Below are 24,629 nucleotides of genomic sequence, written 5' to 3' on the forward strand. Positions count from 1 at the left end.
TGGTGATGCCGAAACGGCTGGCCATAGTTGGGCAGAGTGACAGGAAGGACGAGTGAATGGCAAGTGTTGACGTGAACGGTGATGGCGTGGCCAAGGATGGCGCGACTGTCACTTCTTCCGTCGAAAACCGGCCTGTCGTCACCCGTTTTGCGCCCTCGCCCACCGGTTATCTGCATATCGGCGGCGCTCGCACCGCCCTTTTCAACTGGCTCTATGCGCGTGCCAATGGGGGGAAATACCTCTTGCGCATCGAGGACACCGACCGCGCCCGCTCGACCGAGCCCGCGATCGAGGCGATCTTCGATGGTCTGAACTGGCTGGGTCTGGGCGGCGATGAGGCCCCCGTTTTCCAGTTTGCGCGTTCGGATCGCCATGCGCAGGTCGCCGCGCGGCTGCTCGATTCGGGCCATGCCTATCGCTGCTATCTCACGCAGGAAGAACTCGCCGCCCGCCGCGAGGCCGCTGCTGCCGAAAAGCGCCCGTTCCGCGTCGTCTCCGAATGGCGCGATGCCACGCCGGACCAGTGGCCCGAGGGCAAGGCCTATGTGGTGCGCGTCAAGGCCCCGCGTGAGGGCGAAGTGACCATCTCCGACCGCGTGCAGGGCGATGTCACCGTCGCCAATGCCGAGCTCGATGATTTCGTCATCCTGCGCTCGGACGGCACGCCGACCTATATGCTCGCCGTGGTGGTGGACGACCATGACATGGGCGTGACCCATGTGATCCGCGGCGACGACCATCTCAACAACGCCTTCCGCCAGCTGGTGATCATCCGCGCGATGCATGCCATCGAGGGCGGTTGGGAAGATCCGATCTACGCCCATATCCCGCTGATCCACGGTTCGGATGGCGCCAAGCTTTCCAAGCGTCACGGCGCGCTGGGCGTCGACGCCTATCGCGATGACATGGGCCTGCTGCCCGAAGCGGTGTTCAACTATCTGCTGCGTCTGGGCTGGGGCCATGGCGATGAGGAAATCATCAGCCGCGAGCAAGCGGTGGAATGGTTCGACATTGCCAATGTCAACAAGGGTGCCTCGCGCTTCGACATGAAGAAGCTGGAGAACCTCAACGGCCATTACATCCGCGAGGCGGACGATGCCCGCCTGGCCGCGCTGGTCGCCCCGCTGGTGACCGGCGACAATGTGGACATGGATCTGCTCACCCGCGCCATGCCGGTGCTCAAGGTGCGCGCCAAGGATCTGAACGAGCTGGCGCAGGGCGCCGGTTTCCTCTTCGCCCAGCGCCCCCTGCCCCTCGATGCCAAGGCCGAAAGCCTGCTGACCGAGGAGGCCCGCGCGCTGCTGGCCCAGATCCACGCGACATTCGCGGCCGAGCCCGAATGGGCCATCGAGCCGCTGGAGGCCAGCCTGAAGGCAATGGCCGCCGACCTCAATCTGGGGCTTGGCAAGCTGGCTCAGCCGCTGCGTGCGGCGCTGACGGGCCAGGGCACCTCGCCCGGGATTTTCGACGTTTTGGTTTTGCTCGATCGTGACGAGAGCCTGGCCCGCATTGCGGCACAGGCCCAACCCGCCACGGCAGGGCACAGTTAAGGAGAACTGTTGTGGCTGATCTCGCCAAAATCAATCTTGGCGGCAAGGAGGTTGAAGCTCCTGTGCTGAAGGGCTCCGTGGGGCCGGATGTGATCGACATCCGCAAGCTCTACGGCCAGACCGGCGCCTTCACCTATGACCCGGGCTTCACCTCGACCGCCAGCTGCGAAAGCGCGCTGACCTACATCGATGGTGACGAAGGCGTGCTGCTGCATCGCGGCTACCCCATTGGCCAGCTGGCGGAAAACAGCTCCTTTATGGAGACCTGCTATCTGCTGCTGAACGGCGAGCTGCCCAACAAGGATGAACTGGCCGGGTTCAACCACACGATCAGCCGCCACACCATGGTGCATGAGCAGCTGACCAGCTTCTTCAGCGGCTTCCGTCGCGACGCTCACCCGATGGCGGTGATGGTCGGCGTGATGGGCGCGCTGTCGGCCTTCTACCCCGACTCGACCGACATCGCCGATCCCGAGCAGCGCAAGATCAGCGCCCATCGACTGATCGCCAAGGTGCCCACCATCGCGGCGATGGCCTACAAGTACTCGATCGGCCAGCCCTTCGTGTACCCCGACAACAAGCTGTCCTACGCGGGCAACTTCCTGAAGATGACCTTCGGCGTCCCCGCCGAGGAGTATGAAGTCGTCCCCGCCGTCGAAAAGGCGATGGACCGCATCTTCATCCTGCACGCCGACCACGAGCAGAATGCCTCGACCTCGACCGTGCGTCTGGCCGGTTCCTCGGGCGCCAACCCGTTTGCCTGCATCGCGGCCGGCATCGCCTGCCTGTGGGGCCCGGCGCATGGCGGCGCCAATGAAGCGGCGCTCAACATGCTGCGCGAGATCGGCACGCCCGACAAGATCAACCACTACATCGAGCGCGCCAAGGACAAGAACGATCCGTTCCGTCTGATGGGCTTCGGTCACCGCGTGTACAAGAACTACGATCCGCGCGCGACCGTGATGCAGAAGACCGTGCGCGAAGTGTTCGATGCCCTGAAGGTCAACGATCCGCTGTTCGAGACCGCGCTGCGTCTGGAGGAAATCGCCCTTTCCGATCCGTATTTCGCGGAAAAGAAGCTGTTCCCCAACGTGGACTTCTACTCGGGCATCATCCTCTCGGCCATCGGCTTCCCCACCACCATGTTCACCGTGCTGTTCGCCCTGGCGCGCACCGTGGGCTGGGTGGCCCAGTGGAACGAAATGATCTCCGATCCAGGCCAGAAGATCGGCCGCCCGCGTCAGCTCTACACCGGCCCGACGCAGCGCGATTACGTGGACATCAGCAAGCGCTGATTGCTACGCATTCTGCCAAATGAAGGCGCGAGGGGGAAACCTCTCGCGCTTTTGTTTTGTGGGCCGGGGGAAGAGGCCTCTGGCGGGCAAAAGGCCCCAAGCGTGCGCTTATCGCACGCGGAAGAACAGGCTGCTCCGATTTCAGCAGCTGTCGTTGACGGCCAGGTTGATCCCATTAAACCATTGCGCCATGGGAAAAGCGCCAGATCGTGGGATACAAAGGCGTAGCCTCGTCTTGAGGGCAATCTATGCCCTTTGCCTGACCGGCGCGACCTGCAATCATTGGGCCGCGATTGTTCAACATGGTTTTCTCTGGGATTACGGCGGGCTCCCGCGAGCCAGCGCCACCTTCTGGACAATGCTGGCTGTGATCGATCCGGCTGCTGCCGTCCTTCTCTTCAAACGGCCCAATATGGGTGTTGCGGCGACCGCAACCATCATCATTGTGGATGTGATCCACAATATGTGGATCATGGCGCGCTATTTTCCACCATTGCTCCAACGGCTTGCGGAAACACCGCAGGTGATTGCGCAAATCGCCTTCATGATCTTTGTCGCGATCACGGCACCTTTTGCCTGGAGGCCAAAGGGCGACTTTCAAGGCCGCCAACCGCACAGGTAGAGAGCCTGAGCGCACGGATCGGGAGCCACTGCCGTTGCGTCGGAAGACGGTATGGGAGCGCGAGGGTGTAACACCCTCGCATTGTCCTTCTTGAACCCTTCAACTCCCCGCCGGAACATCCAGCAGGAAGCAGGCCCCCTCGCCCTTGGCGCTGACGACCGACAGTTCGCCCCCCATCGCCCGCGCCAGCCTGCGCGAGATGTACAGCCCCAGCCCCGATCCGCCGTCTCCGCTGCGGCCAAGGCGTTCGAACTTCTCGAAGATGCGCGGCTGGTCTTCAGGCGAAAGCCCCGGTCCCTGATCGGCGATGGCCACGCGAGCAAAGCCTTCATCGCGCGAGAGATCGACAATGATCGTCGATTTTTCAGGGCTGTAGCGGATGGCATTGCCAATCAGGTTGAGCAGGATCTGCAAAACCCGGCGGAATTCGGCCACCGCGGGCAGGCGCACGTCCAGCGCGGGGGCGCTGATCGTGATGCCCTTTTCGCGCGCCCGCATCGAGAGGATACCGGCAGCGCGGCGCGCGGCATCGGCCAGATCGATCGTGTCGGTGATGGTCGAGAAACCCTCGGCCTCGATCACGTCGAGATCGGCCAGATCGTCCACAAGGCCCATCAGATGCTCGCCCGCCGCGGCAATATCGGCGGCGTAGCGAGTGTAATCCTCGGACAGCGGCCCGGCGAGGCGGGTGCGGATCGTCTCGGCATTGGCGATGATGCGGGCGATGGGCTGGCGCAGCACCGGCGCCAGATCGCTGCCGATCACCGAGCGCTCGACAGGCTGAGCGACTGCGGCCACAGGCCGATGTGCCGGGGCGGGCGTGTCGGAGGTGAGGCAGAGGTCGAAACCGCCCGGTTCGGCGCCGCGCCCGGTGGCGGCGCTCAGGCCGGTGGGGATCAGCGTGGCGCGCCAGCGCCGGGTGGAGCCGGGCAGATCCACGCCGGCCCCATCCAGCAGGCGCCAGTGCAGAGGCTGGCGGTGCGTGTTGCCGGGGATGGTCACCACATCGGTCCAGGGATGGCCGGTGGCGGCGCGCAGGCGCGCGGCGGCCTCGGCCAGATCGCCGCCGTCGCAGGTGACGGCCAGCACATTCTGGCGCGCATCGAGGCGGACGGTCATTTCGGCGAGCGCACGGTCGATCTCGGCGCGGCGGCGCAGGGTGAGATCGGCGTTTTCCGCAGGCAGCGGCGAGCTTTGCCAATGGCGCAGCACGATGTCACAACCCTCGCCGGGGCGGGGCTGCACCTCGACCCAGGCGCGGATCACATCATGGCCGTCCTGAGCGGTGATGGCACGCGCCAGTTTCAGGCCGAAACGGCGCGCCTTGGCCACCACCTCGCGCAGTTCGGGGATGGCGATGGCGCCGGGCAAGCTGCCGCCGCAGCGCAGTTGCAGGCCCGCCAGAGGCTCATCAGCAGCGGTGAAATGATCATGCGCATCGCTATGCGCGCGGGCGAGAACGCTTTCGGACATATCCATGGATTTAGCCCTCCCCCGGCGATGATGTCAGCAGGGCGGCAGCGCGATCGGGCGTGATGCGGCCCAGCCCCTCGGGCAGGGTCGCGCCGGGATGCAGGGCGAGCAGCACCGCTTCGATGCCGCTGGTGTTCACCCCCCCGGCGCGCAGCCCCAGCACGAGGCGGGCCTTATGGCGCGAGAGCAGCGAGAGCAGCGCCTGAGCCCGGCTCTGCCCGCTGGCATGGGCCAGAGCGCTGGCAAACAGCGCCACGCCGGCATGCGAGAGGTCCAGCGCGGCCAGCACGCCCGGCCCCATCGCCCCGATCAGGCGGGAGAGCAGGCCAAGGCGGGTGGCAGCCTCATTGTAATCGGTGCGCAGGGCGGCGTGATGGTCCGGCGTGGTGTCAGCGGCCAGCAGCGCGCCGTGAAGCAGTTCGGCGGGCCATTCGCGCAGCGGCCATTGCATGCGGCGCTGCTGCTGGACGAAGCGCGCCTGCGAGGCCAGCACCTGCATCGCCAGCGCCGAAGTCTCGGCATCGGCGGAGGCGATCAAGGCCTGAAGCAGCGGCGAAAGCACCGGATCGATCCCCTGCACTTCCTGCAGGCGCCGCGTCACATGGGTTTCCAGCGCCAGAGCATGGGCCATGGGCACAAGGCCCGGCACCTCCACCAGAGCGGCAGTGTCATGATCCTGCGCCTCCTCTGGCGCCAGTTGCGCGGCGGCATCGGCGATCATGCCGCGCAGGGCAGCCAGCACATCATCGGCGAAGAATTCGCGGTCGTCATGGACCAGAAGGTGGCGCAGCACCGGCCCCACGCCCGAGGCAAGGCCATCGCCGCGCGCCAATTCCGCGCGCAGTCCCGCCTCGACGGGGTCTTCCTGTTCTGTCGGCGCGGGTCGCATGGGTTCCGGCCTAGCGCAACAAGGTTAAGCTGATGTTAGCTGTGACGCGCGATGCACGGCATTCAGCGCCAGCCCCAGATAGAGCAGCGCCAGCGCCATGATCGCGCTATCCAGCCATCCGACCATCGAGGCAGCCCCCAGCAGCACCGCCAGCAGCGCACGGTCGCTGACCCATGCCGCACGTTCCGGCGGCATCAGGGCGGAGGCCAGACGCAGCAGGCCCAGCAGCATCACCGGCTCGAAAGCGCGATAGGCCAGCTCCTGCCCCATGCGCGGGCTTTCGTTCCACAGCAGCAGCAGCGCCAGCGTCAGATCCAGCACGCCGCCATAGACGCGCATCGGCGCCAGTCGCGGCCGCGCCAGACGCAGCGAGCGCCGCTCGACCCGCCCGAACAGTGACGCCGAAAGAAACAGCACCCAAGCCCCTGCCGCCAGCACGCAGCCCGTGGCGGTGAAGCCAAACCACCCCGTCACCAGCGCCAGAGCACACAGCACCAGACCCGCGAGCGCCACCACCGTGCCGCCACTGCCCGCATGGAGCAGCGCCGGGCCCAGCAGCCGCACCCCGCGCCGCGCGACCCGCCCGGAAAGGCCCTGAGCCCCGCCGTCATGGGTGTGCAGGCGGAACCAGCCCTCCTCCACGGCATGGGCCTGCTCATCGTTGCGGACCAGCTGCCAATGGCCGGGCTCCAGCGCCGAAGCGGGCAGCACGCGTTGACCCACGCCCGATTGCAGCGCCACGCGCTGAAGGATCGAGAAAGGATCGGCATCGTCGGGCACGCCGGCCAGACGTTCGATCAGGCGGCCCGGCACGCGCAGCGCGCCGGCCGAGGCGTGGTTGATGTCCAGCCTTTCGAAACCGGCGGCGAGGCCGATCTCGATGGGCTGCGACAGCACGCAGGCCCCATCCTCGATCAGCGGCAGCATCAGTTCGGGCAGCACCAGCAGCCCCTCGGCAAAGGCGATCACATCGTCCGCCACCGAGACCAGACCCAGCATGCCGCGCACGCCGGGCACCGCATGAAACGAGGCCCCGGCATCCTCCGCCGCTTGGCGCAGCACGGGCATCTCGGGCTCATGGGGATGGGTGGCGCAGATGATCCGCTCGCAGCCCAGCGCCAGGGCAAGGCCCAGCTGATGCCGCGCCAGCGAAAGCCCGCCCACGCGCAGGGCGCCCACGGCCACAGGCGTGCTCTGGGTTGCTGCCGCAGCCGTGCCATGATCCGGCCCTGTCGGTTCAACCAATGATAGCAGGGCGATACGCAGCCGGGCTCTCCGCAAAAACGTCCCGGAAGGAGGGATCAGGGGTGTGTAAAGGAGGGCGGGCTGACTGCCAAGGAAGATTGGCAGCCAGATTGCCGAACGGCCCTCAAACCCGATCAGGCTTCGGCGAAATCCTGCGCGAAGGCCTGCAATTTGCGGATCACCACCGGCTCGCCCGGGGCGGCATGCAGCGCTTCCTCGGCCAGGGAGATCAGCGGCCAGGCCTGAAAGCTGGAACCAAGCCCGCGCAGACGCAGCGCGGCGATTTCCCAATTGGCATCGCAGCGGGCGCGGCGCAGCAGGTCGATCTGGCGAGTCAGACTGTCCAGAAACGCGCTGCGCAATTCCAGAAACAGCGCCTGATCGTCGCCAGCGGCAGCGGCGATGGTCGCGTCGAGTGCTCCAGCTTCATAGGCCATAAGGGGGAAACATACAGGGGTAAGATGAAGAGCAGTTTAACGGCGCCTCTTTCGTGCTATCGTCCCACAATGGCATCGAGACAGGACAACGCAGCCGCTGCGGCGGAAGGCGGGGCAGCTTTGGGGGATCAGCTCGGCACGGAGGAGAGCCCGGCGCGTGAAACCGCGCATCTCTCAGCGCTGAGCGATGATGCTTTCGATATGCCCGCCCCGGCCGCAAGCTGGCAGGATGAGGTGGAGCAGAGCGATTCGCCTGTCCCCCCTCGCCGCCCGGTGCTGCCGATTCTGGCGCTGGTGCTGCTGGCAGTCTGGACCGGTGCCTTTGTCTGGATCAACCGGGGCGAGGCCAATCTGCTGCCGGCCACCACGGTGATGCTGATCGCCCTGTGGAGCGGCCCTGCCGTGCTGCTGGCGATGCTGGCCTATGCCTTGCAGATGGGCGGCACACGCTCGGCCCTGCGCATGGGCGATGCGGCGCGGACCTTGCGCAGCGAATCCCTGGCGCTGGAAGAGCGGCTCGCCGCCATGAACCGCGAGCTGAGCCTGGCGCGCGATTTTATCGCCGCCCAGTCACGCGATCTCGATTCGCTCGGCCGCCAGACGGTGGAGCGCCTGACCCAGCATGGCGATCATCTGGCCGGTCTGGTGCGCGACAATGCCGCGGGGCTGGAGGTGATCAACACCGTCAGCGACGCCGCCATGGGCAATATGGAACGCCTGCGCGAGCATCTGCCGGTGATCAGCAATTCCACCAAGGATCTGGCAAACAACATCGCCAACACCGGGCGGGTGGCTCAGGCCCATCTGCAGGACATGATCTATGGCCTCAACCGCCTGAATGATTTCGGCGCCGCCAGCGAGCGGCAGGTGCTGAGTCTGCGCGAGGGCGTCGAGCAGACCATGGCCGAGCTGGACGGGCGCGTCAGCCAGCTTCTGGGATCGATCGACGACCAGTTCGAGGCGCTGGACAAGCGCTCGCAAGGCTTCGCCATGGATCTGGAGAAGCATGAGGAAGAGGCGCGCGACACGCTGCGCCGCCGTTCCACCGCGCTGAATGAGGAAATCGCCGCAACCCGTGTGCAATTGGACAATGAGGAGGCCGAAAGCCTGACCTCGCTGCGGGCGCGTCTGTCCGGCTTGCGCGATGAAACCTCCACGGTGGCGCGTGCCTTGCGTGAGAGCGAGGCCAGCGCCTTGACCGAATGGCAGGGCGTGATCGAGCGCATCGAGGGCCAGCTGCGCGATATGGACGGCCAGATCGAGAAGCGTACGCGCGACCAGATGACTCAGGCGCAGGCGCTGGGCGAGACCGCCCGCGTCGCCACCGCGCGCTACGAGGCGCTGGATGCCCGCCTGACAGTGATCGGCGAAGGCAGCCGCGCCTCGATGGACACGATGAGCGAGCGCATGGATGCCATGGAGCGCCGCCTTGTCGAGGCCGACAGCAGTGTCGCCGCCTTGACCGAGGCCAGCGTGCGCCTGCTGGAGCTGATCCAGGCCAGTGCGCGCTATACGTCGCAAGAACTGCCGGCCTCGCTGGGGCAGAGCGAATCGCGTCTGGCCGATTACGGGGGCCGCGTGGCCGCGCTTACCGAAAACATGGCCAAGGCCCGCGCTTCGGGCGAGGCGCTGGCCGAGCATGTCACCAGCGCCGAAGCCCGCATCGCGAATGCCACCCATGCGCTGGGCACGCTGCATGATGGGCTGGATGACCGCGTGGCCGCCCATGGCGAGGCTCTGGCCGCCTTGCGGGCCGCTCTGGTGGTGATGGACCGCGACAGCGAGAAGCTGGCCGCTCGCGCTCAGGGTGAACTGGCGACCGCCATCAAGGCCCTGGGTGAGGCTGCGCGTCAGGCCGTGACCGCCATCGAGGAGGAAGGCGCCGAGCGTGTCGCCACGCTGGCCAGCAAGCTGGGTGCTGACAGCGCCGCCTCCATCGAGCGCGCCATGCGCAACCAGAGCGCCGAAATCGCCGGTCAGCTGGAGCAATCCGCCGCCCATGCCGCAGGCCTCGCCAAGGAGGCTGCGGTGCAGCTGAAGGTGCAGATGGGTCAGGTCGATGAGCTGGCAGGCCGGCTGGAGCGCCGTGTCAGCGATGCCCGCGCCCGCGCCGAGGAGCAGGTGGACAATGATTTCGCCCGCCGCGTGGCTTCGATCACCGAGACGCTGAACTCCAGCGCCATCGATATCGCCAAGGCACTGGACACCGAAATCGGCGAGACGGCATGGGCCGCCTATCTGCGCGGCGAGCGTGGCATCTTCACCCGCCGCGCCGTGCGCCTGCTCGACAATGCCGAGGCCAAATCGGTGTTGTCGACCTATGAGAACGACCCGCATTTTGCGGTCGAGGTCAACCGCTACATCCATGATTTCGAGGGGCTGCTGCGCCAGTTGCTGTCCACGCGTGATGGTCATGCGCTGGGCGTGACGCTGCTGTCCTCGGATGTGGGCAAGCTCTATGTGGCGCTGGCTCAGGCGATCGAGCGCCTGCGGAATTAACGGCTGAGAGACTGAGGCGGCGTTCACCACGCCGCCCGGTGCTGTCGGCGAAGCACGGCGTGTAATAAGCCAAACCGGGCAAAGCGCAGGGATTGGCGCGCAACCGGATTGCTCTTCAGTGAAAAGAGGCCGCTCGAAGCATCGCTTCGGCCTGCCCTGCCTCCCCCTATATCGGAGGCTTAGTAACCAGCGCCTTTCAGCGAGGCTGGCGGATGGATCACGCTGACATCGTCAATCGTGACCCATCCATAGTGCAGATTGGCATAGAACAGGCCGAACACCACCGCCGAGAGCAGCGTGGCCCGCAGAGCCACCCGCTTGGGGCGGAAGTTGGCGGGGGCGCTGGTCGCCTGCCCCTTCACCAGCTCCTCGCCCTGTTCCTCATGCGTGCGGATGCCGAAAGGCATCACCAGAAACGCCGACATCACCCAGAACAGCAGGTAAATCGCAAGAATCGACGTCCAGCGCATGGCAGATCAACCCTCCAGCAGCATCACCTTGACCTGAGGCTTCTTGCCGCACCAGCGCAGCGCGGCACGGCGCGCGGCCAGACGGGCTGCCTCGGTGATGGCATCGCGATCTCGGGCATCGCCGCCCTTCAGCTTGCTGATGGCCTTCACCACATCGCCGATGGCTTCCTCAACGAACTGGTCGTAATCCTCGACCAGCGGCAGGCCGATGCCTTCCACGCGGACGCGCCCGCTCTTGGCGCCAATCTGCCCGGCCAGCGCCACCACCACGATGCCCGCATGCGCCAGACGGCGGCGCATCACCACCGCCTCGCCGTCAGCAGGCCCGATGATGTCACCATCCAGCACCAGACGGCCATGGCGCACTTCGTCAAATTTGCCCGGCTTGCCCGGCGCCAGACGCACCAGATCGCCGTTCACCTGATTGACGATATGCTTGATGCCCTTGGCTTTGCCGACGCGGCCCTGCTCGCGCATATGGCGCACCTCGCCATGCACGGGCACCAGAATTTCGGGGCGCAGCCAGCCATAGAGCGCTTCCAGCTCGGGGCGCCCGGGGTGGCCGGAGACATGGATCAGGCACTGGCGATCGGTGACGATGGAGATACCCTTGGCCGCCAGCTGGTTCTGGATCTTGCCGATGGGGATCTCATTGCCGGGGATCTGGCGGCTGGAGAACAGCACCACATCGCCCTTGTCCAGCTTGATCGGGTGATTGTCGTCGGCGATGCGGGCCAAGGCCGCACGCGGCTCGCCCTGACCGCCAGTGGCGACGATCAGCACCTCACCGCGCGGCAAGTCCATGGCGTGATCGGCATCGATCAGATCGGGCAGATCATTGAGGTAACCGCAGGCCTTGGCGCTGGCGATGATCCGGTCCAGCGAGCGGCCCGAGGCGCAGAGCTGGCGATTGGTGGCCTTGGCCACCTTGCCCAGTGTCTTCAAACGCGCCACGTTGGAGGCGAAGGTGGTCACCACCACACGCTTGCCCTTGTGGCGGGCCACTTCCTCCATCAGCCCGCGCGCCACCTCGCCCTCGCTGCCCGAAGGTTCGGGGTTGAAGACATTGGTGCTGTCGCAGACCACCGCCAGCACGCCCTCGTCGCCAATGGCGGTAAGCTGCTCGGGGGTGGCGGGCTGGCCGATCAGCGGCTCCTTGTCGAGCTTCCAGTCGCCGGTGTGGAAAATCTTGCCATAGGGCGTGTCGATCAGCAGGGCATTGCCCTCGGCAATCGAGTGCGCCAACGGCACATAGCGGATGCCGAAAGGCCCCAGCGCGAAACGGTCGAGGTGATCGATCACGATCAGCTCGACCGTATCGGTCAGCCCGGCCTCGTCCAGCTTGGCGGCGACCAGCTTGGCGGTGAAGGGCGTCGCATAGAGCGGCACACCCAGATCCGCGGCGAAATAGGGCACCGCGCCGATATGATCCTCATGCGCATGCGTCAGCACCACGCCGAGCAGATCCTTGCGGCGCTCCTCGATGAAATCCAGATCGGCGAAGACCAGATCGATGCCCGGATATTCATTGCCGCTGAAGGTCATCCCCAGATCGACCATCAGCCATTTGCCGTCGCACCCATAGAGGTTGACGTTCATGCCGATTTCGCCGGATCCCCCCAGCGCGCAAAATAGCAGTTCGTCACCCGGTTTCAGCGTTCTGTCCTTTCAAGCCGCGCATCATATCATGGAGGCGCCTGCCTCTGCGCGTAATATATTTAACGTGTGGCGGCTCGCTGGGCCAGAAGCGCCAGCCCGTCAAGCGTAAGGTCCGGGTCAACCGCGTCGAACAGCCCCGGATGGCCGTTGAACAACACCGCCAAACCGCCTGTCGCCACCACCTTGGCGGGGCGGCCGATCTGGTGGCGCATGCGGGTGATCAGCCCCTCCATCATCGAGACATAGCCCCAATAGATGCCGATCAGCATCTGATCCTCGGTGTTGGTGCCGATCACATTGTCCGTCGCGGGGTGAGCGATGGCGATGCGTGGCAGCTTGGCGGTGTTGCCCACCAGCGCGTCCAGCGACAGGTTGAGCCCCGGCGCGATAATCCCGCCCTTATAGGCCCCGTTGAAATCCACCGCATCAATGGTGGTGGCCGTGCCGAAATCGACGATGATCAGATCGCCGGGATATTTGGCATGCGCGCCAATGGCATTGACGGCGCGATCCGCACCCAGCGACTTGGGCTGGTCGACATCGATATCGATCCCGTAGCTGGCGGCCCCCTGCCCGGCGATCAGCGGCTCGACATTGAAATATTTGGTGCAGAGCACCTCCAGATTGTGAAGCGCGCGCGGCACCACGGTGGAGATGATGATGGTTTCCACCACGGCGCGCATATGCCCTTCGATCGAGAGCAGCTGCATCAGCCAGACGGCATATTCGTCAGCGGTGCGGCGCGGATCGGTGGCGATGCGCCAGCGCGCCTTGATCGTCAGCCCGTCGAACAGGGCGAAGACGACATTGGTGTTGCCGACATCGACGGCGAGCAGCATGGCAATCCCCTCAAGCGATTGTGTCGACTGGTTTTGTGTTACCCCAAGTCAGGCGAGGTTGATATCGCCCGCATGGATCATGCGCGTGGTGCCGTCTGCCAGCGAGAGACGCAAGGCCCCTTGCTCATCGAGCCCGGCAAAAAACCCATGCAGCGTGCTGCCCGAGGGTTCTGACACGGACAATGGCGTGCCAACAGGATGCGCCGCTGCCTGCCAGCGGCTGATCAGCGGGCCGAGGCCATAGCTGCGCCACAGCGCCACTTGCGCGGCAAAGGCGGAGGTCAGCCTTTCGGCAAAGGCATCGACATCGGGCGCGGGCACCAGATCGGCCAGAGCGCAGGTGGCGCGATCCGGCAGGCTGGGCGACTGCGCCAGATTGACGCCGATGCCGACAACCACAGCATCGCCGATCCGCTCCAGCAGGATACCGGCCAGCTTGGCGCCATCGACCAGCAGATCGTTGGGCCATTTCAGCATGGCACGATGGGGGGCCGGAACATAGGGCGCGACAGCCTCATGCACCGCCAGACCGGCAACCAGCGCCAGCGAGCCGGCATGGGCATCGGTCTGAGTCAGACGCACCACGCCCGAGCCCATGAAATTGCCCGCGCCATCGTTCCAGATGCGCCCCAAACGACCTCGCCCGGCGTTTTGGCGCCGGGCGACAAGCCAGAAACCGTCGCCCAGCGGCTCGCCCGCCGCCAACCTTGCAAGAAGGTCGGCGTTGGTCGAGCCGGTGACGGCAACGGTTTCGATCAAAAGATCGGGTCTCAGTGGATCAGGCTGGCGATGGCGGTATCAGCCAGACGGCCCAGCGGACCGGTCAGCAGATAGCCCAGCGGCGAAAGGAACACGCAGCCGATGGCGACCAGAGCGGTGTAGACCAGATCACACTTGCCACCGATCTTGCCCGAGGGCTCGTCGAAGAACATCACCTTGACGACCTTCAGATAGTAGAAGGCGCCGATGACGCTGGCAGCGATACCGATGGCGGCCAGCGGAACATAGCCCGCCTTCACCACGGCCATGAAGACCACGAACTTGCCCCAGAAGCCGAACAGCGGCGGAATGCCCGCAAGGCTGAACATCGCCATGGCCAGAGCCGCGGCCAGACCCGGCTTCACGCGCGAGAGACCGGCCAGATCGGCGATCTTCTCGATCTGGTTGCCGTCTTCATCCGTCAGCATCAGCACCGAGACGAAGCTGACCAGCGAGGTGATCACATAGATCGCCAGATAGACCAGCATGGCCGAGCCACCCTGTGCCGTGCCCGTCGCCAGACCCAGCAGCATGAAGCCGACGTTGTTGATCGACGAGTAAGCCAGCAGGCGCTTGATGTTGCCCTGCCCGATGGCGCCCAGCGCGCCGACCACGATCGAGGCGATGGCGGCGAACATGACGATTTGCTGCCATGCGTCCGACTGCGTGCCGAAAGCACCCAGAGCGACACGAATGGTCAGGGCCAGAGCGGCCGCCTTGGGGGCGGTGGCGAAGAAGGTGGTGACGGGGGTCGGGGCGCCTTCATAAACGTCGGGCGTCCACATGTGGAACGGCACGGCGCTGATCTTGAAGGCGAGGCCAGCCAGCACGAAGACGATGCCGAACAGCGCGCCGGTGGTCATGCCATGGCCCAGAGCGGCGTGAATGGCGTCGAACTGGGTCGAACCGGTGAAGCCATAGGTCAGGCTGATGCCGAAGAGCAGAATGCCCGAGGCCAGCGAGCCCAGCACGAAATACTTCAGGCCCGCTTCCGCCGAACGCTCATCGGTGCGCAGCATAGCTGCCAACACGTAGGAGGCCAGCGAGTTCATTTCCAGACCGATATACAGCGTGAGCATGTCGGTGGCCGAGACCATGATCCCCATGCCCAGCGCCGCGAACAGCACCAGGATCGGGAATTCGGCGCGGTAGGTTCCCGCCTTCTCGAAGAACTTGGGGGCCACGACCAGCGTGACGGCGGCGCTCAGATAGATCAGGATCTTGGCGTAAGAGGCAAAGCCATCCTTCGAGAACTGGCCCGAGAAGGCCGAAACCTCGGCGCCGTGGCTGCCCAGAGTCAGGGCGGGCACAGCCAGCACGCCGACAGCAGCCAGCGTGAGGATCGCGGCCAGCGAGATGGTGCGGGCGGCCTTGTCACCGCCCCATGCCGAGACGAGCAGCAGCAGCAGCCCGACGACGCTGAGGACTTCCTCGCTCAGCACGAGGCCCAGGGATGTGAGAAGATTCATTATTCAGCACTCCCCTGAGCGTGCGCTTCTTCCGCCTTGGCCTCGGGATGGCCGGCGGTGACCTGCGCGTCGCCCTTGGGCTTGGCCTGGGCGAGGCGCGCGTCGAGATGGGCGACATCGGCATGCACCGGCGCCATGAAGGTTTCGGGATAGACACCCATCCACAGCGTCAGCGCGGCGAGCGGGGCCAGCAGCAGCCACTCACGCGCGTCGATGTCGGGCATGGCGGCGGCATCAGCGTTCTTCTGCTCACCGAAAGCCACGCGGCGGTAGAGATACAGCATGTAAGCCGCACCCAGAATGATGCCGGTGGTGGAGATCAGCGCGATCCAGCTCGAAGCCTGGTAGATACCGGCCAGGGACAGGAACTCACCGACGAAGTTGGCGGTGCCGGGCAGGCCGACCGACGCCATGGTGAAGAACATGAAGAACAGCGAATACTTCGGCATGTTGATCGACAGGCCGCCGTAGCGGTTGATCTCGCGGGTGTGCAGGCGGTCATAGATGACGCCCACGCAGAGGAACAGCGCGCCCGAGACCAGACCATGCGCCAGCATGACCGCGATCGAACCTTCCAGACCCTGCTGGTTGAAGGCGAAGAGACCAACGGTCACGATGGCCATATGCGCCACCGACGAATAGGCGATCAGCTTCTTCATATCGGTCTGCACCAGAGCGACCAGCGAGGTATAGACCACCGCAACGATCGACAGGCCCCAGATCAACGGCGCGAAATAGGCCGAGGCTTCGGGGAACATGGGCAGGCTGAAGCGGATGAAACCGTAACCACCCATCTTCAGCAGCACGCCAGCCAGAATGACCGAACCGGCGGTCGGCGCCTGAACGTGGGCGTCGGGCAGCCAGGTGTGGACCGGCCACATCGGCATCTTCACCGCGAAGCTGGCGAAGAAGGCGAGCCACAGCCACTTCTGAGCAGCAACGGGGAAGTTGTAGGCCATCAGGGTGGGCACATCGGTGGTGCCGGCCTCATTCACCATCCACATCATCGCAATCAGCATCAACACAGAGCCGAGCAGCGTGTAGAGGAAGAACTTGTAGCTGGCGTAGATGCGATCCGCACCGCCCCAGATGCCGATGATGAGGTACATCGGGATCAGGCCGGCTTCGAACATGATGTAGAACAGGAAGATGTCCTGCGCGGTGAACACGCCGATCATCAACGTTTCGATCAGCAGGAAGGCGGCCATATATTCCGGCACGCGCTTTTCAATCGCGTGCCAGCTGGCGCCGATGCAGATCGGCATCAGCAGCACCGACAGGCCGATCAGAGTCAGCGCGATACCGTCAATACCCAGCGCCCATTTGAAGCCCGCGAAGAGCGGAACGCTCTCCTGGAACTGCCACTGCGCGCCGCCCACTTCGAAGTGGGTCCAGAGAATGATGCCGAGGACAAAGTCCACCAGCGTGCCCGCCAGCGCGATCCAGCGCGCGCCCTTCGCATCAGCGAAGAGACATGCGATGGCCGCGACCAGCGGAACCGCCAGCATCAGCGAAAGGATTGGAAAACCGTTCATTGTTTGCGTGCCCTGTCGCTGATGCCTTTAATGTTTCAACACCCAGGTGACCGCAGCCACAAGGCCGACCAGCATCCACAGCGCATAGCTGGTGAGGAAGCCGGACTGCACCTTGCGTGCGCCCACCGAACCCTTGGCCACGACCCAGGCCGCGCCATCGGGGCCGAGCCCGTCGATGACAGCCTTGTCGCTCTTCCAGAAGATCTTGCCCAGGGCGAAGGCCGTGCGCACGAACAGGAAGTCATAGAGTTCGTCGAAGAACCACTTGTTGTAGACGAAGGTGTGCAGCGGCTTGAACGCCTTGACGAAGGCCGCGGGGATGCTGGGAACCTTGAGATAGCAGACCCATGCGGTAATCGCGCCGATCAGCATCACGATGAAGGGAGCCAGCTTGATCGAGGCGGGCAGATGCTCTGCCGCTTCAGCCAGTTCCGTGTTGAACACCAGCGCACCGCGCCAGAATTCGGGGGCTCCTTCGATGCCGGTGAAGGCATGGTGGAAGATGGCGCCCGCGAAGACCGCACCGAAGCTGAGGATCGCCAGCGGGATCATCATGACCAGCGGGCTTTCATGCGGGTGATAACCGGCGGTGCCGTCATCATCATGCTTGTGGCCGTGAGCATAGTCGTGGTGATCGTGGCCATGCGCGTGATCGTCGTGACCATGCCCATGAGCATCGTGAACAGCGTGCTGGATATGCTCCGACTGGTTCCAGCGCGGCTTGCCGAAGAAGGTGAGGAACACCAGACGCCACGAGTAGAAGCTGGTCAGCAGGGCCGCGATGATGCCCATCCAGGCCGCGAAGTGACCAAGACCAGTGCCCTTGGCATAGGCGGCCTCGATGATCGCGTCCTTCGAGTAGAAGCCGGCGAAACCGCCGATTTCCTCAAGGCCGACGCCGGTGATGGCCAGCGTGCCCGCCATCATTGCCGCGAAGGTCCAGGGGATCTTCTTCCACAGGCCACCATAGTAACGCATGTCCTGCTCGTGATGCATGGCATGGATCACCGAACCGGCGCCCAGGAACAGCAGAGCCTTGAAGAAGGCGTGCGTGAAGAGGTGGAACATGGCCGGGCCAAAAGCGCCCACGCCAGCGGCGAAGAACATGTAACCCAGCTGCGAGCAGGTCGAGTAGGCGATGACGCGCTTGATATCCCACTGCGTCGTGCCGATGGTGGCAGCGAAGAAGCAGGTGGCAGCGCCCACGAAGGTGACGACATGCAGCGCGGTCTCGCTCTCGACGAAGAGCGGCGAGAGGCGGCACACCATGAACACGCCGGCGGTCACCATGGTGGCCGCGTGGATCAGCGCCGACACAGGGGTCGGGCCTTCCATGGCGTCGGGAAGCCAGGTGTGCAGGCCGAGCTGGGCCGACTTGCCCATCGCGCCGATGAACAGCAGCAGGCAGAGCACGGTCAGCGTGTCGACACGGTAGCCGAGGAAACCGATGGTCGAACCGGCATAGTCATGCGCATGAGCCAGGATTTCGGGGATCGACACCGTCTTGAAGACGAGGAAGACGCCGAAGATGCCCATCATGAAGCCAAGGTCGCCCACGCGGTTGACCACGAAAGCCTTGATGGCGGCAGCGCCGGCCGAAGGCTTGCGGAACCAGAAGCCGATCAGCAGATACGAGGCCAGACCCACGCCTTCCCAGCCGAAGAACATCTGGACCAGATTGTTGGCCGTGACGAGCATCAGCATCGCGAAGGTGAACAGCGAGAGATAGGCGAAGAAGCGCGGCTGATCCGGCTCTTCATCCATGTAACCCCAGCTGTAGAGGTGGACCAGGCTCGACACGCTGGTGATGACCACCAGCATGACGGCGGTCAGCGTATCGACGCGCAGTTCCCAGTTGAACTGCAGACCGCCCGACTGAACCCAGTTCAGGACCGGAGTCACCGAGGGTTCAGCATGGCCGCCCAAAAAGGAAAGAAAGATCGGCCAGGACAGGAAGCAGGACAGGAACAGACCGCCGGTCGTGATGACCTTGGCCGGGATCTTGCCCAGCGCCTTGTTGCCAAGGCCCGCGATCGCCGCCGCCAGAAGCGGGACGAAAACGATGAAGAGGATAGGATGCACGAAGATTTACCCCTTCATCCGGTTGACGTCGTCCACGGCGATGGTGCCGCGGCCACGGAAGTAGATCACGAGGATCGCAAGACCGATCGCCGCCTCGCCCGCCGCAACGGTGAGCACGAACATCGCGAAGATCTGGCCCACGAGATCGTGGAGGAAGGCGCTGAAGGCCACCAGATTGATGTTCACCGACAGAAGGATCAGTTCGATCGCCATCAGGATGATGATGATGTTCTTGCGGTTGAGGAAGATCCCCAGCACGCCCAGCACGAAAAGCACCGAGCTGACGAAGACGTAATGTCCGATCGTAATCACAGTCGTCTCCTTACAGCTCGACGCCCTGCCCGCTCGCGGGCTTGAGGTTGACAGTCGCGTCCTCGGGACGGCGGGCGACCTGCTTCGAGATGTTCTGGGTGCGCACGTCACCACGCTTGCGGTGAGTCAGCACAATCGCGCCGATCATGGAGACCAGCAGGATCACGCCCGAAGCTTCGAACAGGAAGATGTAGCGCGAATAGAGCAGCGCACCGATGGCGGCGGTGTTCGACAGACCGGCGGGGGTGGCCCCCTGCCCGTCAGCCACGCCCAGCACCAGAGCGCCGGACTTGACCGCGCCCGTGCCGATCAGCAGCTCGGCGACCAGCGCCAGAGCGATCAGCAGGCCGAGCGGCGCATTCTGCACGAAACCGGCCCGCAGCGTGGCGAAGTCGATGTCGAGCATCATGACCACGAAGAGGAACAGCACCGCGACGGCGCCCACGTAAACGATAACCAGCAGCATGGCGATGAATTCAGCGCCGACCAGAACCATCAGGCCCGCGGCGTTGAAGAAAGCCAGGATCAGCCACAGCACCGAATGGACCGGGTTGCGCGCGAGGATCGTCGCGAGGCCCGAGACGATCACCAGCGTGGCAAACAGATAAAAAGCAAGAAGTTGGATCATGGCGCGGCCCCTTAACGATAGGGCGCATCGGCTTCAAGGTTCGCGGCAATCGCCCGCTCCCACTTGTCGCCGTTGGCCAGAAGTTTCGCCTTGTCATAGAGCAGTTCTTCGCGCGATTCCGTCGCGTACTCGAAGTTCGGCCCCTCGACCACGGCATCGACCGGGCAGGCTTCCTGACAGAAGCCGCAGAAGATGCACTTGGTCATGTCAATATCGTAGCGCGTGGTACGGCGGCTGCCGTCATCGCGCGGCTGCGATTCAATGGTGATCGCCTGAGCGGGGCACACGGCCTCGCACAGCTTGCACGCGATGCAGCGCTCTTCCCCGTTGGGGTAGCGGCGCAGCGCATGCTCACCACGGAAACGCGGCGAAAGCGGGTTCTTCTCGAAAGGATAGTTGATGGTCGCCTTGGGCTTGAAGAAATACTTCAAGGTCAAGGTGTGAGCCTTCACGAACTCCCAGAGGGTGAAGCTCTTGACGAGCTGAGCGACTGTCATGCGAAGTGCCCCGTTGCCATCAGCCAACCGCTGACGAGGAAGACGAAGAAAAGCGAAACCGGCAGGAAGACCTTCCAGCCCAGACGCATCAGCTGGTCATAGCGATAGCGCGGGACGGTGGCCTTGACCCAGCTGAACACGAAGAAGCCGAAAGCGATCTTGAGCAGCAGCCAGATGATGCCGGGCACGGCGTAAAGCAGGGGAATTTCCAGCGGCGGCAGGTAACCGCCCCAGAACAGCGTGGCGTTCAGCGCGCACATCAGCAGCACGTTGCCATATTCGCCGAGCCAGAACAGCGCGAAGGCCATCGAGGAATATTCGGTCTGGTAACCGGCGACGAGTTCCGATTCCGCTTCGGCCAGATCGAAAGGCGCGCGCTGGGTTTCGGCCATGCCCGAAATCAGGAACATCACCCACATCGGGAACAGCAGCGGGTTGAACGCGAAGCCGTTGAAGAAGCCGAAGACATGGCCCTTCTGCGCCTGAACGATGGCGTCCATATTGAAGGACCCCGCCCACAGCACCACGCAGATCAGGATGAAGCCGATCGAGACTTCATAGGAGATCATCTGGGCCGAAGCGCGCATCGCCGAGAAGAAGGGATACTTCGAGTTCGACGCCCAACCGGCCATGATCGTGCCGTAAACACCCAGCGAGGAAATCGCGAGGATGTAGAGCAGGCCGACATTGATGTTGGCCAGAATGGCGTTGGAATTGAAGGGGATAACGGCCCAGGCCAGCAGCGCCACCGTGAAGGTGACGATCGGGCCGATCAGGAACAGGCCCTTGTTGGCCGCCGAAGGAATGATGGTTTCCTGCAGGAACACCTTCAGACCGTCCGCGAAGGACTGCAGCAGGCCGAGCGGGCCGACCACGTTGGGACCACGGCGCAGCGCCATGGCGGCCCAGATCTTGCGGTCGACGTAAATCACCATGGCGACCGAGAGCATCACCGGCAGACAGATGGCCAGAATGCAGACGACGGTGGCGATCAGGAAGGCCAGATCATGGCCCATCCCCCAGCTTTCGAAAAGCTGGGTCGGGGGTCGGAAAAAGCTCATTCTGCGGCCTCCGCCTGGATCTCGCCGTGCAGCAGTTCAGCCGAGCAACGCTGAAGCGTCTCGCTGGCCCGCGCGATCGGGTTGGTCAGATAGAAATCGGCGATCGGATAGGCGATCTCGCCGGCAGCTTCACCGCCACCAGCAGGCAGAGCGCCGTAATCGACCAGACCTTCTTCACCGAAAGCGGCATATTCGGCAACCAGCGTCGAGCGCAGCTCGGCAAAGCTGTCGAAGCCCACATTCACGCCGAAAGCGTCAGCCAGAGCGCGCAGGATCGTCCAATCCTCACGGGCCTGACCCGGAGCGAAGACGGCGCGCTCGCCATACTGCACCCGGCCCTCGGTGTTGACATAGGTGCCGTCCTTCTCGGTGAAGGCGGCGCCGGGCAGGATGATGTCGGCGGCGTGAGCGCCCTTGTCACCGTGATGGCCGATGTAGACGACCATGCTGTTGGCAAACTTGCTGTAATCCACCTCATCGGCGCCCAGCGAGAAGACCAGCTTCGGCGCGGCGGCGACCAGATCGGCGATACCGCCCTTCTGAGCGTAACCCAGCATCAGGCCGGCCATGCGGCTGGCGGCCATATGCAGAACGTTGAAGCCGTTCCACACCGAACCGTCTTCCAGCGTGCGCACCAGATTGAACTTGGCGACCAGCGACAGAGCCGCGCCCAGCGCGTTCTTGGCCAGAGCCGCCCCGCCCAGGATCACAGCCGGACGCTGGGCAGCACCCAGTGCATCGGCCACATGCTGAGGCAGATTGTTCAGGATCGCGGCATCGGCGCCCAGGAATTCGGCCGGATAGGTCGTTTCCCATGCGGGGCCGATGATGAAGACCTTCGCGCCCTTCTTCACCGCCTTGCGCAGGCGGACGTTGAGCAGCGGAGCCTCGTTGCGGATCTGGCTGCCGACGATCAGGATCGCGTCAGCGCTCTCGATGCCGGTGAAGGTGGTGTTGAAGTTCACCGCCGCCAGATTGGAGCAATCATAGGCGAGCCCCGTCTGTCGGCCTTCCAGCAGATGCGAACCCAGCGCGTTCACCAGCTTCTTGGCGGCGAACATGGTCTCGGCATCGAGCAGGTCACCAGCAATCGCGGCCACCGAATGACCGGGATTGATGCTGGCAACAGCGTGCAGCGCCTCTTCCCAGCTCGCCACGGTCAGCTTGCCGTCGCGGCGGATCCAGGGGCGATCGAGGCGGCGCTTGGTCAGGCCTTCAACCTGATAGCGGCCCTTGTCGCTCAGCCATTCCTCGTTCACGTCGTCATTGTTGCGCGGCAGAACGCGCAGCACTTCGCGACCGCGCGCATCGATGCGGATGTTGGCGCCGGTGGCGTCCGACACGTCGATGCCCAGCGTCTTCTTCAGTTCCCAGGGACGGGCTTCGAAGGCGTAGGGGCGCGAGGTGAGCGCGCCAACCGGGCACAGATCGATGACATTGGCCGAAAGCTCATGCGTCGCGGCCTTTTCCAGATAGGTCGTGATCTGCATGTTTTCGCCGCGATAGAGCGCGCCGATCTCATCCACACCAGCGATTTCCTCGCTGAAACGGACGCAGCGCGTGCACTGGATGCAGCGCGTCATCACCGTCTTGATCAGCGGGCCCATATACTTCTCGGTCACCGCGCGCTTGTGCTCGTGGTAACGCGAGTGGCCGCGGCCATAGGCTACGGATTGGTCCTGAAGGTCGCATTCGCCGCCCTGATCGCAGATCGGGCAGTCGAGCGGGTGGTTGATGAGGAGGAACTCCATCACCCCTTCCCGCGCCTTCTTGACCATCTCGCTGTCGGTGCGGATCACCTGACCTTCTGCGGCGGGCAGCGCGCAGCTGGCCTGCGGCTTGGGCGGTCCGGGCTTCACTTCCACCAGGCACATGCGGCAGTTGCCGGCGATGCTCAGGCGCTCGTGATAGCAGAAGCGGGGGATTTCCTTGCCGGCCAGCTCGCAGGCCTGCAGGACGGTGGCGCCCGCAGGAACTTCGAGTTCGACGCCGTCGACTGTGACCTTGGGCATTACTCGGCTGCCTCTTGCAGCGCACCGCCCTTGGCGGCGATGCGACGTTCCATCTCGGGGCGGAAGTGCTTGATCAGGCCCTGGATCGGCCATGCGGCCGCGTCACCCAGAGCGCAGATGGTGTGGCCTTCGACCTGCTTGGTCACGTTGAACAGCATGTCGATTTCCTCGACCGCCGCGTCACCCGTGCGCATGCGCTCCATCACGCGCCACATCCAGCCCGTGCCTTCGCGGCAGGGAGTGCACTGGCCGCAGCTCTCATGCTTGTAGAAGTAGCTGATGCGGCTGATGGCGCGCACGATGTCGGTGGACTTGTCCATCACGATCACGGCAGCGGTGCCCAGACCCGAACCGACAGCCTTGAGGCCATCGAAGTCCATCGGGCAGTCCATGATCTCGGCAGCCGGCACCAGCGGCACCGACGAACCGCCGGGGATCACCGCCAGCAGATTGTCCCAACCGCCGCGAATGCCGCCGCAGTGCTTTTCGATCAGCTCGCGGAAGGAGATGCTCATCTCTTCCTCGACCACGCAAGGACGGTCGACGTGCCCGCTGATCTGGAAGAGCTTGGTGCCCTTGTTGTTTTCGCGACCGAAGCTGGCGAACCAACCGGCGCCACGGCGCAGGATGGTGGGCGCCACGGCGATCGATTCCACATTGTTCACCGTGGTCGGGCAGCCATAGAGGCCGGCACCGGCAGGGAACGGGGGCTTCAGACGGGGCTGGCCCTTCTTGCCCTCGATGCTCTCGATCATCGCGGTTTCTTCGCCGCAGATGTAGGCGCCCGCGCCGCGATGGACGAAGACGTCGTAATCATAGCCCGAACCGCAGGCGTTCTTGCCGATCAGGCCCGCGTCATAGGCTTCGGCCACGGCGGCGAACATGGTTTCGGCTTCGCGGATGTATTCGCCGCGAATGTAGATGTAGGCCGCGCGGGCCCCCATCGCGAAACCGGCGACCAGCGCGCCTTCGATCAGCTTGTGCGGATCGTGGCGCAGGATCTCGCGATCCTTGCACGAGCCGGGCTCGGATTCGTCGGCGTTGATGACCAGGAAGCTGGGACGACCGTCGCGGCTTTCCTTGGGCATGAAGCTCCACTTCATGCCGGTGGGGAAGCCGGCGCCACCGCGCCCGCGCAGCCCCGAATCCTTCATCTCCTGGATGATGCCGTCACGGCCCTTTTCCAGCAGCGCCTTGGTGTTGTCCCAGTCGCCACGCTTGCGGGCAGCGTCCAGATTCCACGGCTGATAGCCGTAGAGGTTGGTGAAAATGCGATCCTTGTCCTGAAGGGCCATG

Annotated in this window: 21 protein-coding genes; 4 read left to right on the plus strand and 17 right to left on the minus strand. The window is 64.4% G+C overall.

Going from position 1 to position 24,629, the window contains the following annotated elements:
- The first annotated feature begins 56 nt into the window (after positions 1-56).
- The 3 genes from gltX to HGK27_RS12790 all read left to right on the plus strand — a co-directional run bounded on the left by gltX (position 57) and on the right by HGK27_RS12790 (position 3,467).
- Positions 57-1,550 carry a glutamate--tRNA ligase gene (gene gltX, locus HGK27_RS12780; RefSeq protein ID WP_206241036.1) on the plus strand — a complete coding sequence of 498 codons (1,494 nt, stop codon included), beginning with the start codon at positions 57-59 and terminating at the stop codon, positions 1,548-1,550.
- An 11-nt stretch (positions 1,551-1,561) separates the two neighbouring features.
- Complete coding sequence (gene gltA / locus HGK27_RS12785) at positions 1,562-2,845, plus strand: citrate synthase (protein ID WP_206241038.1); 1,284 nt, start codon at positions 1,562-1,564, stop codon at positions 2,843-2,845.
- A 235-nt stretch (positions 2,846-3,080) separates the two neighbouring features.
- Complete coding sequence (locus HGK27_RS12790) at positions 3,081-3,467, plus strand: hypothetical protein (RefSeq protein WP_206241039.1); 387 nt, start codon at positions 3,081-3,083, stop codon at positions 3,465-3,467.
- A 99-nt stretch (positions 3,468-3,566) separates the two neighbouring features.
- Here the strand turns inward: HGK27_RS12790 and HGK27_RS12795 are convergent, their stop codons facing one another.
- The 4 genes from HGK27_RS12795 to HGK27_RS12810 form a co-directional block, all read right to left on the minus strand.
- A complete protein-coding gene (locus HGK27_RS12795; RefSeq protein WP_206241040.1) occupies positions 3,567-4,946 on the minus strand; it encodes a sensor histidine kinase in 1,380 nt (459 codons plus the stop codon).
- Between the two features lie 4 nt (positions 4,947-4,950).
- A complete protein-coding gene (locus HGK27_RS12800; RefSeq protein WP_206241041.1) occupies positions 4,951-5,829 on the minus strand; it encodes a hypothetical protein in 879 nt (292 codons plus the stop codon).
- A 24-nt stretch (positions 5,830-5,853) separates the two neighbouring features.
- Positions 5,854-7,074: a hypothetical protein gene (locus tag HGK27_RS12805; protein ID WP_206241042.1), complete on the minus strand. Its 1,221-nt coding sequence runs from the start codon at positions 7,072-7,074 to the stop codon at positions 5,854-5,856.
- A gap of 134 nt (positions 7,075-7,208) precedes the next feature.
- A complete protein-coding gene (locus HGK27_RS12810) occupies positions 7,209-7,511 on the minus strand; it encodes an Hpt domain-containing protein (RefSeq protein WP_206241043.1) in 303 nt (100 codons plus the stop codon).
- 120 nt (positions 7,512-7,631) lie between these two features.
- Between HGK27_RS12810 and HGK27_RS12815 the strand changes: the two genes are divergently transcribed.
- The gene (locus tag HGK27_RS12815) at positions 7,632-10,010 is read left to right on the plus strand and encodes a coiled-coil domain-containing protein (protein WP_206241044.1); all 2,379 of its coding nucleotides are present in this window, start codon (positions 7,632-7,634) and stop codon (positions 10,008-10,010) included.
- Between the two features lie 179 nt (positions 10,011-10,189).
- Here the strand turns inward: HGK27_RS12815 and HGK27_RS12820 are convergent, their stop codons facing one another.
- The 13 genes from HGK27_RS12820 to nuoF form a co-directional block, all read right to left on the minus strand.
- Positions 10,190-10,480 (minus strand): DUF1467 family protein, encoded by a 291-nt coding sequence (locus HGK27_RS12820; protein WP_206241046.1) that lies wholly within the window; start codon positions 10,478-10,480, stop codon positions 10,190-10,192.
- Positions 10,481-10,486: 6 nt separating this feature from the next.
- Entirely contained in the window at positions 10,487-12,136 is a 1,650-nt protein-coding gene (locus HGK27_RS12825; protein ID WP_206243143.1) for a ribonuclease J, read from the minus strand.
- Between the two features lie 62 nt (positions 12,137-12,198).
- Positions 12,199-12,978 (minus strand): type III pantothenate kinase, encoded by a 780-nt coding sequence (locus HGK27_RS12830; protein WP_206241047.1) that lies wholly within the window; start codon positions 12,976-12,978, stop codon positions 12,199-12,201.
- Positions 12,979-13,026: 48 nt separating this feature from the next.
- Entirely contained in the window at positions 13,027-13,737 is a 711-nt protein-coding gene (locus HGK27_RS12835; protein WP_206241049.1) for a biotin--[acetyl-CoA-carboxylase] ligase, read from the minus strand.
- 11 nt (positions 13,738-13,748) lie between these two features.
- The gene (nuoN, locus tag HGK27_RS12840) at positions 13,749-15,206 is read right to left on the minus strand and encodes an NADH-quinone oxidoreductase subunit NuoN (protein WP_206241051.1); all 1,458 of its coding nucleotides are present in this window, start codon (positions 15,204-15,206) and stop codon (positions 13,749-13,751) included.
- Entirely contained in the window at positions 15,206-16,741 is a 1,536-nt protein-coding gene (locus tag HGK27_RS12845; protein WP_206241053.1) for an NADH-quinone oxidoreductase subunit M, read from the minus strand. Before HGK27_RS12845 ends, nuoN begins: the two co-directional genes overlap by 1 nt.
- A 27-nt stretch (positions 16,742-16,768) precedes the next feature.
- A complete protein-coding gene (nuoL, locus tag HGK27_RS12850) occupies positions 16,769-18,823 on the minus strand; it encodes an NADH-quinone oxidoreductase subunit L (protein ID WP_206241055.1) in 2,055 nt (684 codons plus the stop codon).
- Positions 18,824-18,829: 6 nt separating this feature from the next.
- Positions 18,830-19,135, minus strand: a complete 306-nt coding sequence (gene nuoK, locus HGK27_RS12855; RefSeq protein ID WP_068089098.1) for an NADH-quinone oxidoreductase subunit NuoK — start codon at positions 19,133-19,135, stop codon at positions 18,830-18,832.
- A 10-nt stretch (positions 19,136-19,145) separates the two neighbouring features.
- Positions 19,146-19,763 carry an NADH-quinone oxidoreductase subunit J gene (locus HGK27_RS12860; protein ID WP_206241056.1) on the minus strand — a complete coding sequence of 206 codons (618 nt, stop codon included), beginning with the start codon at positions 19,761-19,763 and terminating at the stop codon, positions 19,146-19,148.
- Positions 19,764-19,774: 11 nt separating this feature from the next.
- The gene (gene nuoI / locus HGK27_RS12865; RefSeq protein WP_068089104.1) at positions 19,775-20,260 is read right to left on the minus strand and encodes an NADH-quinone oxidoreductase subunit NuoI; all 486 of its coding nucleotides are present in this window, start codon (positions 20,258-20,260) and stop codon (positions 19,775-19,777) included.
- On the minus strand, positions 20,257-21,276 hold the full coding sequence (nuoH, locus tag HGK27_RS12870) for an NADH-quinone oxidoreductase subunit NuoH (RefSeq protein ID WP_407674638.1): 1,020 nt from the start codon (positions 21,274-21,276) through the stop codon (positions 20,257-20,259). Before nuoH ends, nuoI begins: the two co-directional genes overlap by 4 nt.
- A 41-nt stretch (positions 21,277-21,317) precedes the next feature.
- Positions 21,318-23,333, minus strand: coding sequence for an NADH-quinone oxidoreductase subunit NuoG (gene nuoG / locus HGK27_RS12875; protein ID WP_206241058.1), 2,016 nt, complete (start codon positions 23,331-23,333; stop codon positions 21,318-21,320).
- Positions 23,333-24,628 (minus strand): NADH-quinone oxidoreductase subunit NuoF, encoded by a 1,296-nt coding sequence (nuoF, locus tag HGK27_RS12880; RefSeq protein ID WP_206241059.1) that lies wholly within the window; start codon positions 24,626-24,628, stop codon positions 23,333-23,335. Before nuoF ends, nuoG begins: the two co-directional genes overlap by 1 nt.
- Between the last annotated feature and the right edge of the window lies 1 nt (position 24,629).

This window comes from Novosphingobium terrae, from assembly GCF_017163935.1.
Lineage (GTDB): Bacteria > Pseudomonadota > Alphaproteobacteria > Sphingomonadales > Sphingomonadaceae > Novosphingobium > Novosphingobium terrae.

Bases quoted from the DNA above. Each gene is read 5' to 3' on its own strand.
- gltX (WP_206241036.1), top strand. From the start codon at position 57: ATGGCAAGTGTTGACGTGAACGGTGATGGCGTGGCCAAGGATGGCGCG.
- HGK27_RS12795 (WP_206241040.1), bottom strand. From the start codon at position 4,946: ATGGATATGTCCGAAAGCGTTCTCGCCCGCGCGCATAGCGATGCGCAT.
- HGK27_RS12800 (WP_206241041.1), bottom strand. From the start codon at position 5,829: ATGCGACCCGCGCCGACAGAACAGGAAGACCCCGTCGAGGCGGGACTG.
- HGK27_RS12810 (WP_206241043.1), bottom strand. From the start codon at position 7,511: ATGGCCTATGAAGCTGGAGCACTCGACGCGACCATCGCCGCTGCCGCT.
- HGK27_RS12820 (WP_206241046.1), bottom strand. From the start codon at position 10,480: ATGCGCTGGACGTCGATTCTTGCGATTTACCTGCTGTTCTGGGTGATG.
- HGK27_RS12830 (WP_206241047.1), bottom strand. From the start codon at position 12,978: ATGCTGCTCGCCGTCGATGTCGGCAACACCAATGTCGTCTTCGCCCTG.
- nuoN (WP_206241051.1), bottom strand. From the start codon at position 15,206: ATGAATCTTCTCACATCCCTGGGCCTCGTGCTGAGCGAGGAAGTCCTC.
- HGK27_RS12845 (WP_206241053.1), bottom strand. From the start codon at position 16,741: ATGAACGGTTTTCCAATCCTTTCGCTGATGCTGGCGGTTCCGCTGGTC.
- HGK27_RS12860 (WP_206241056.1), bottom strand. From the start codon at position 19,763: ATGATCCAACTTCTTGCTTTTTATCTGTTTGCCACGCTGGTGATCGTC.
- nuoI (WP_068089104.1), bottom strand. From the start codon at position 20,260: ATGACAGTCGCTCAGCTCGTCAAGAGCTTCACCCTCTGGGAGTTCGTG.
- nuoH (WP_407674638.1), bottom strand. From the start codon at position 21,276: ATGGGCCATGATCTGGCCTTCCTGATCGCCACCGTCGTCTGCATTCTG.
- nuoG (WP_206241058.1), bottom strand. From the start codon at position 23,333: ATGCCCAAGGTCACAGTCGACGGCGTCGAACTCGAAGTTCCTGCGGGC.
- nuoF (WP_206241059.1), bottom strand. From the start codon at position 24,628: ATGGCCCTTCAGGACAAGGATCGCATTTTCACCAACCTCTACGGCTAT.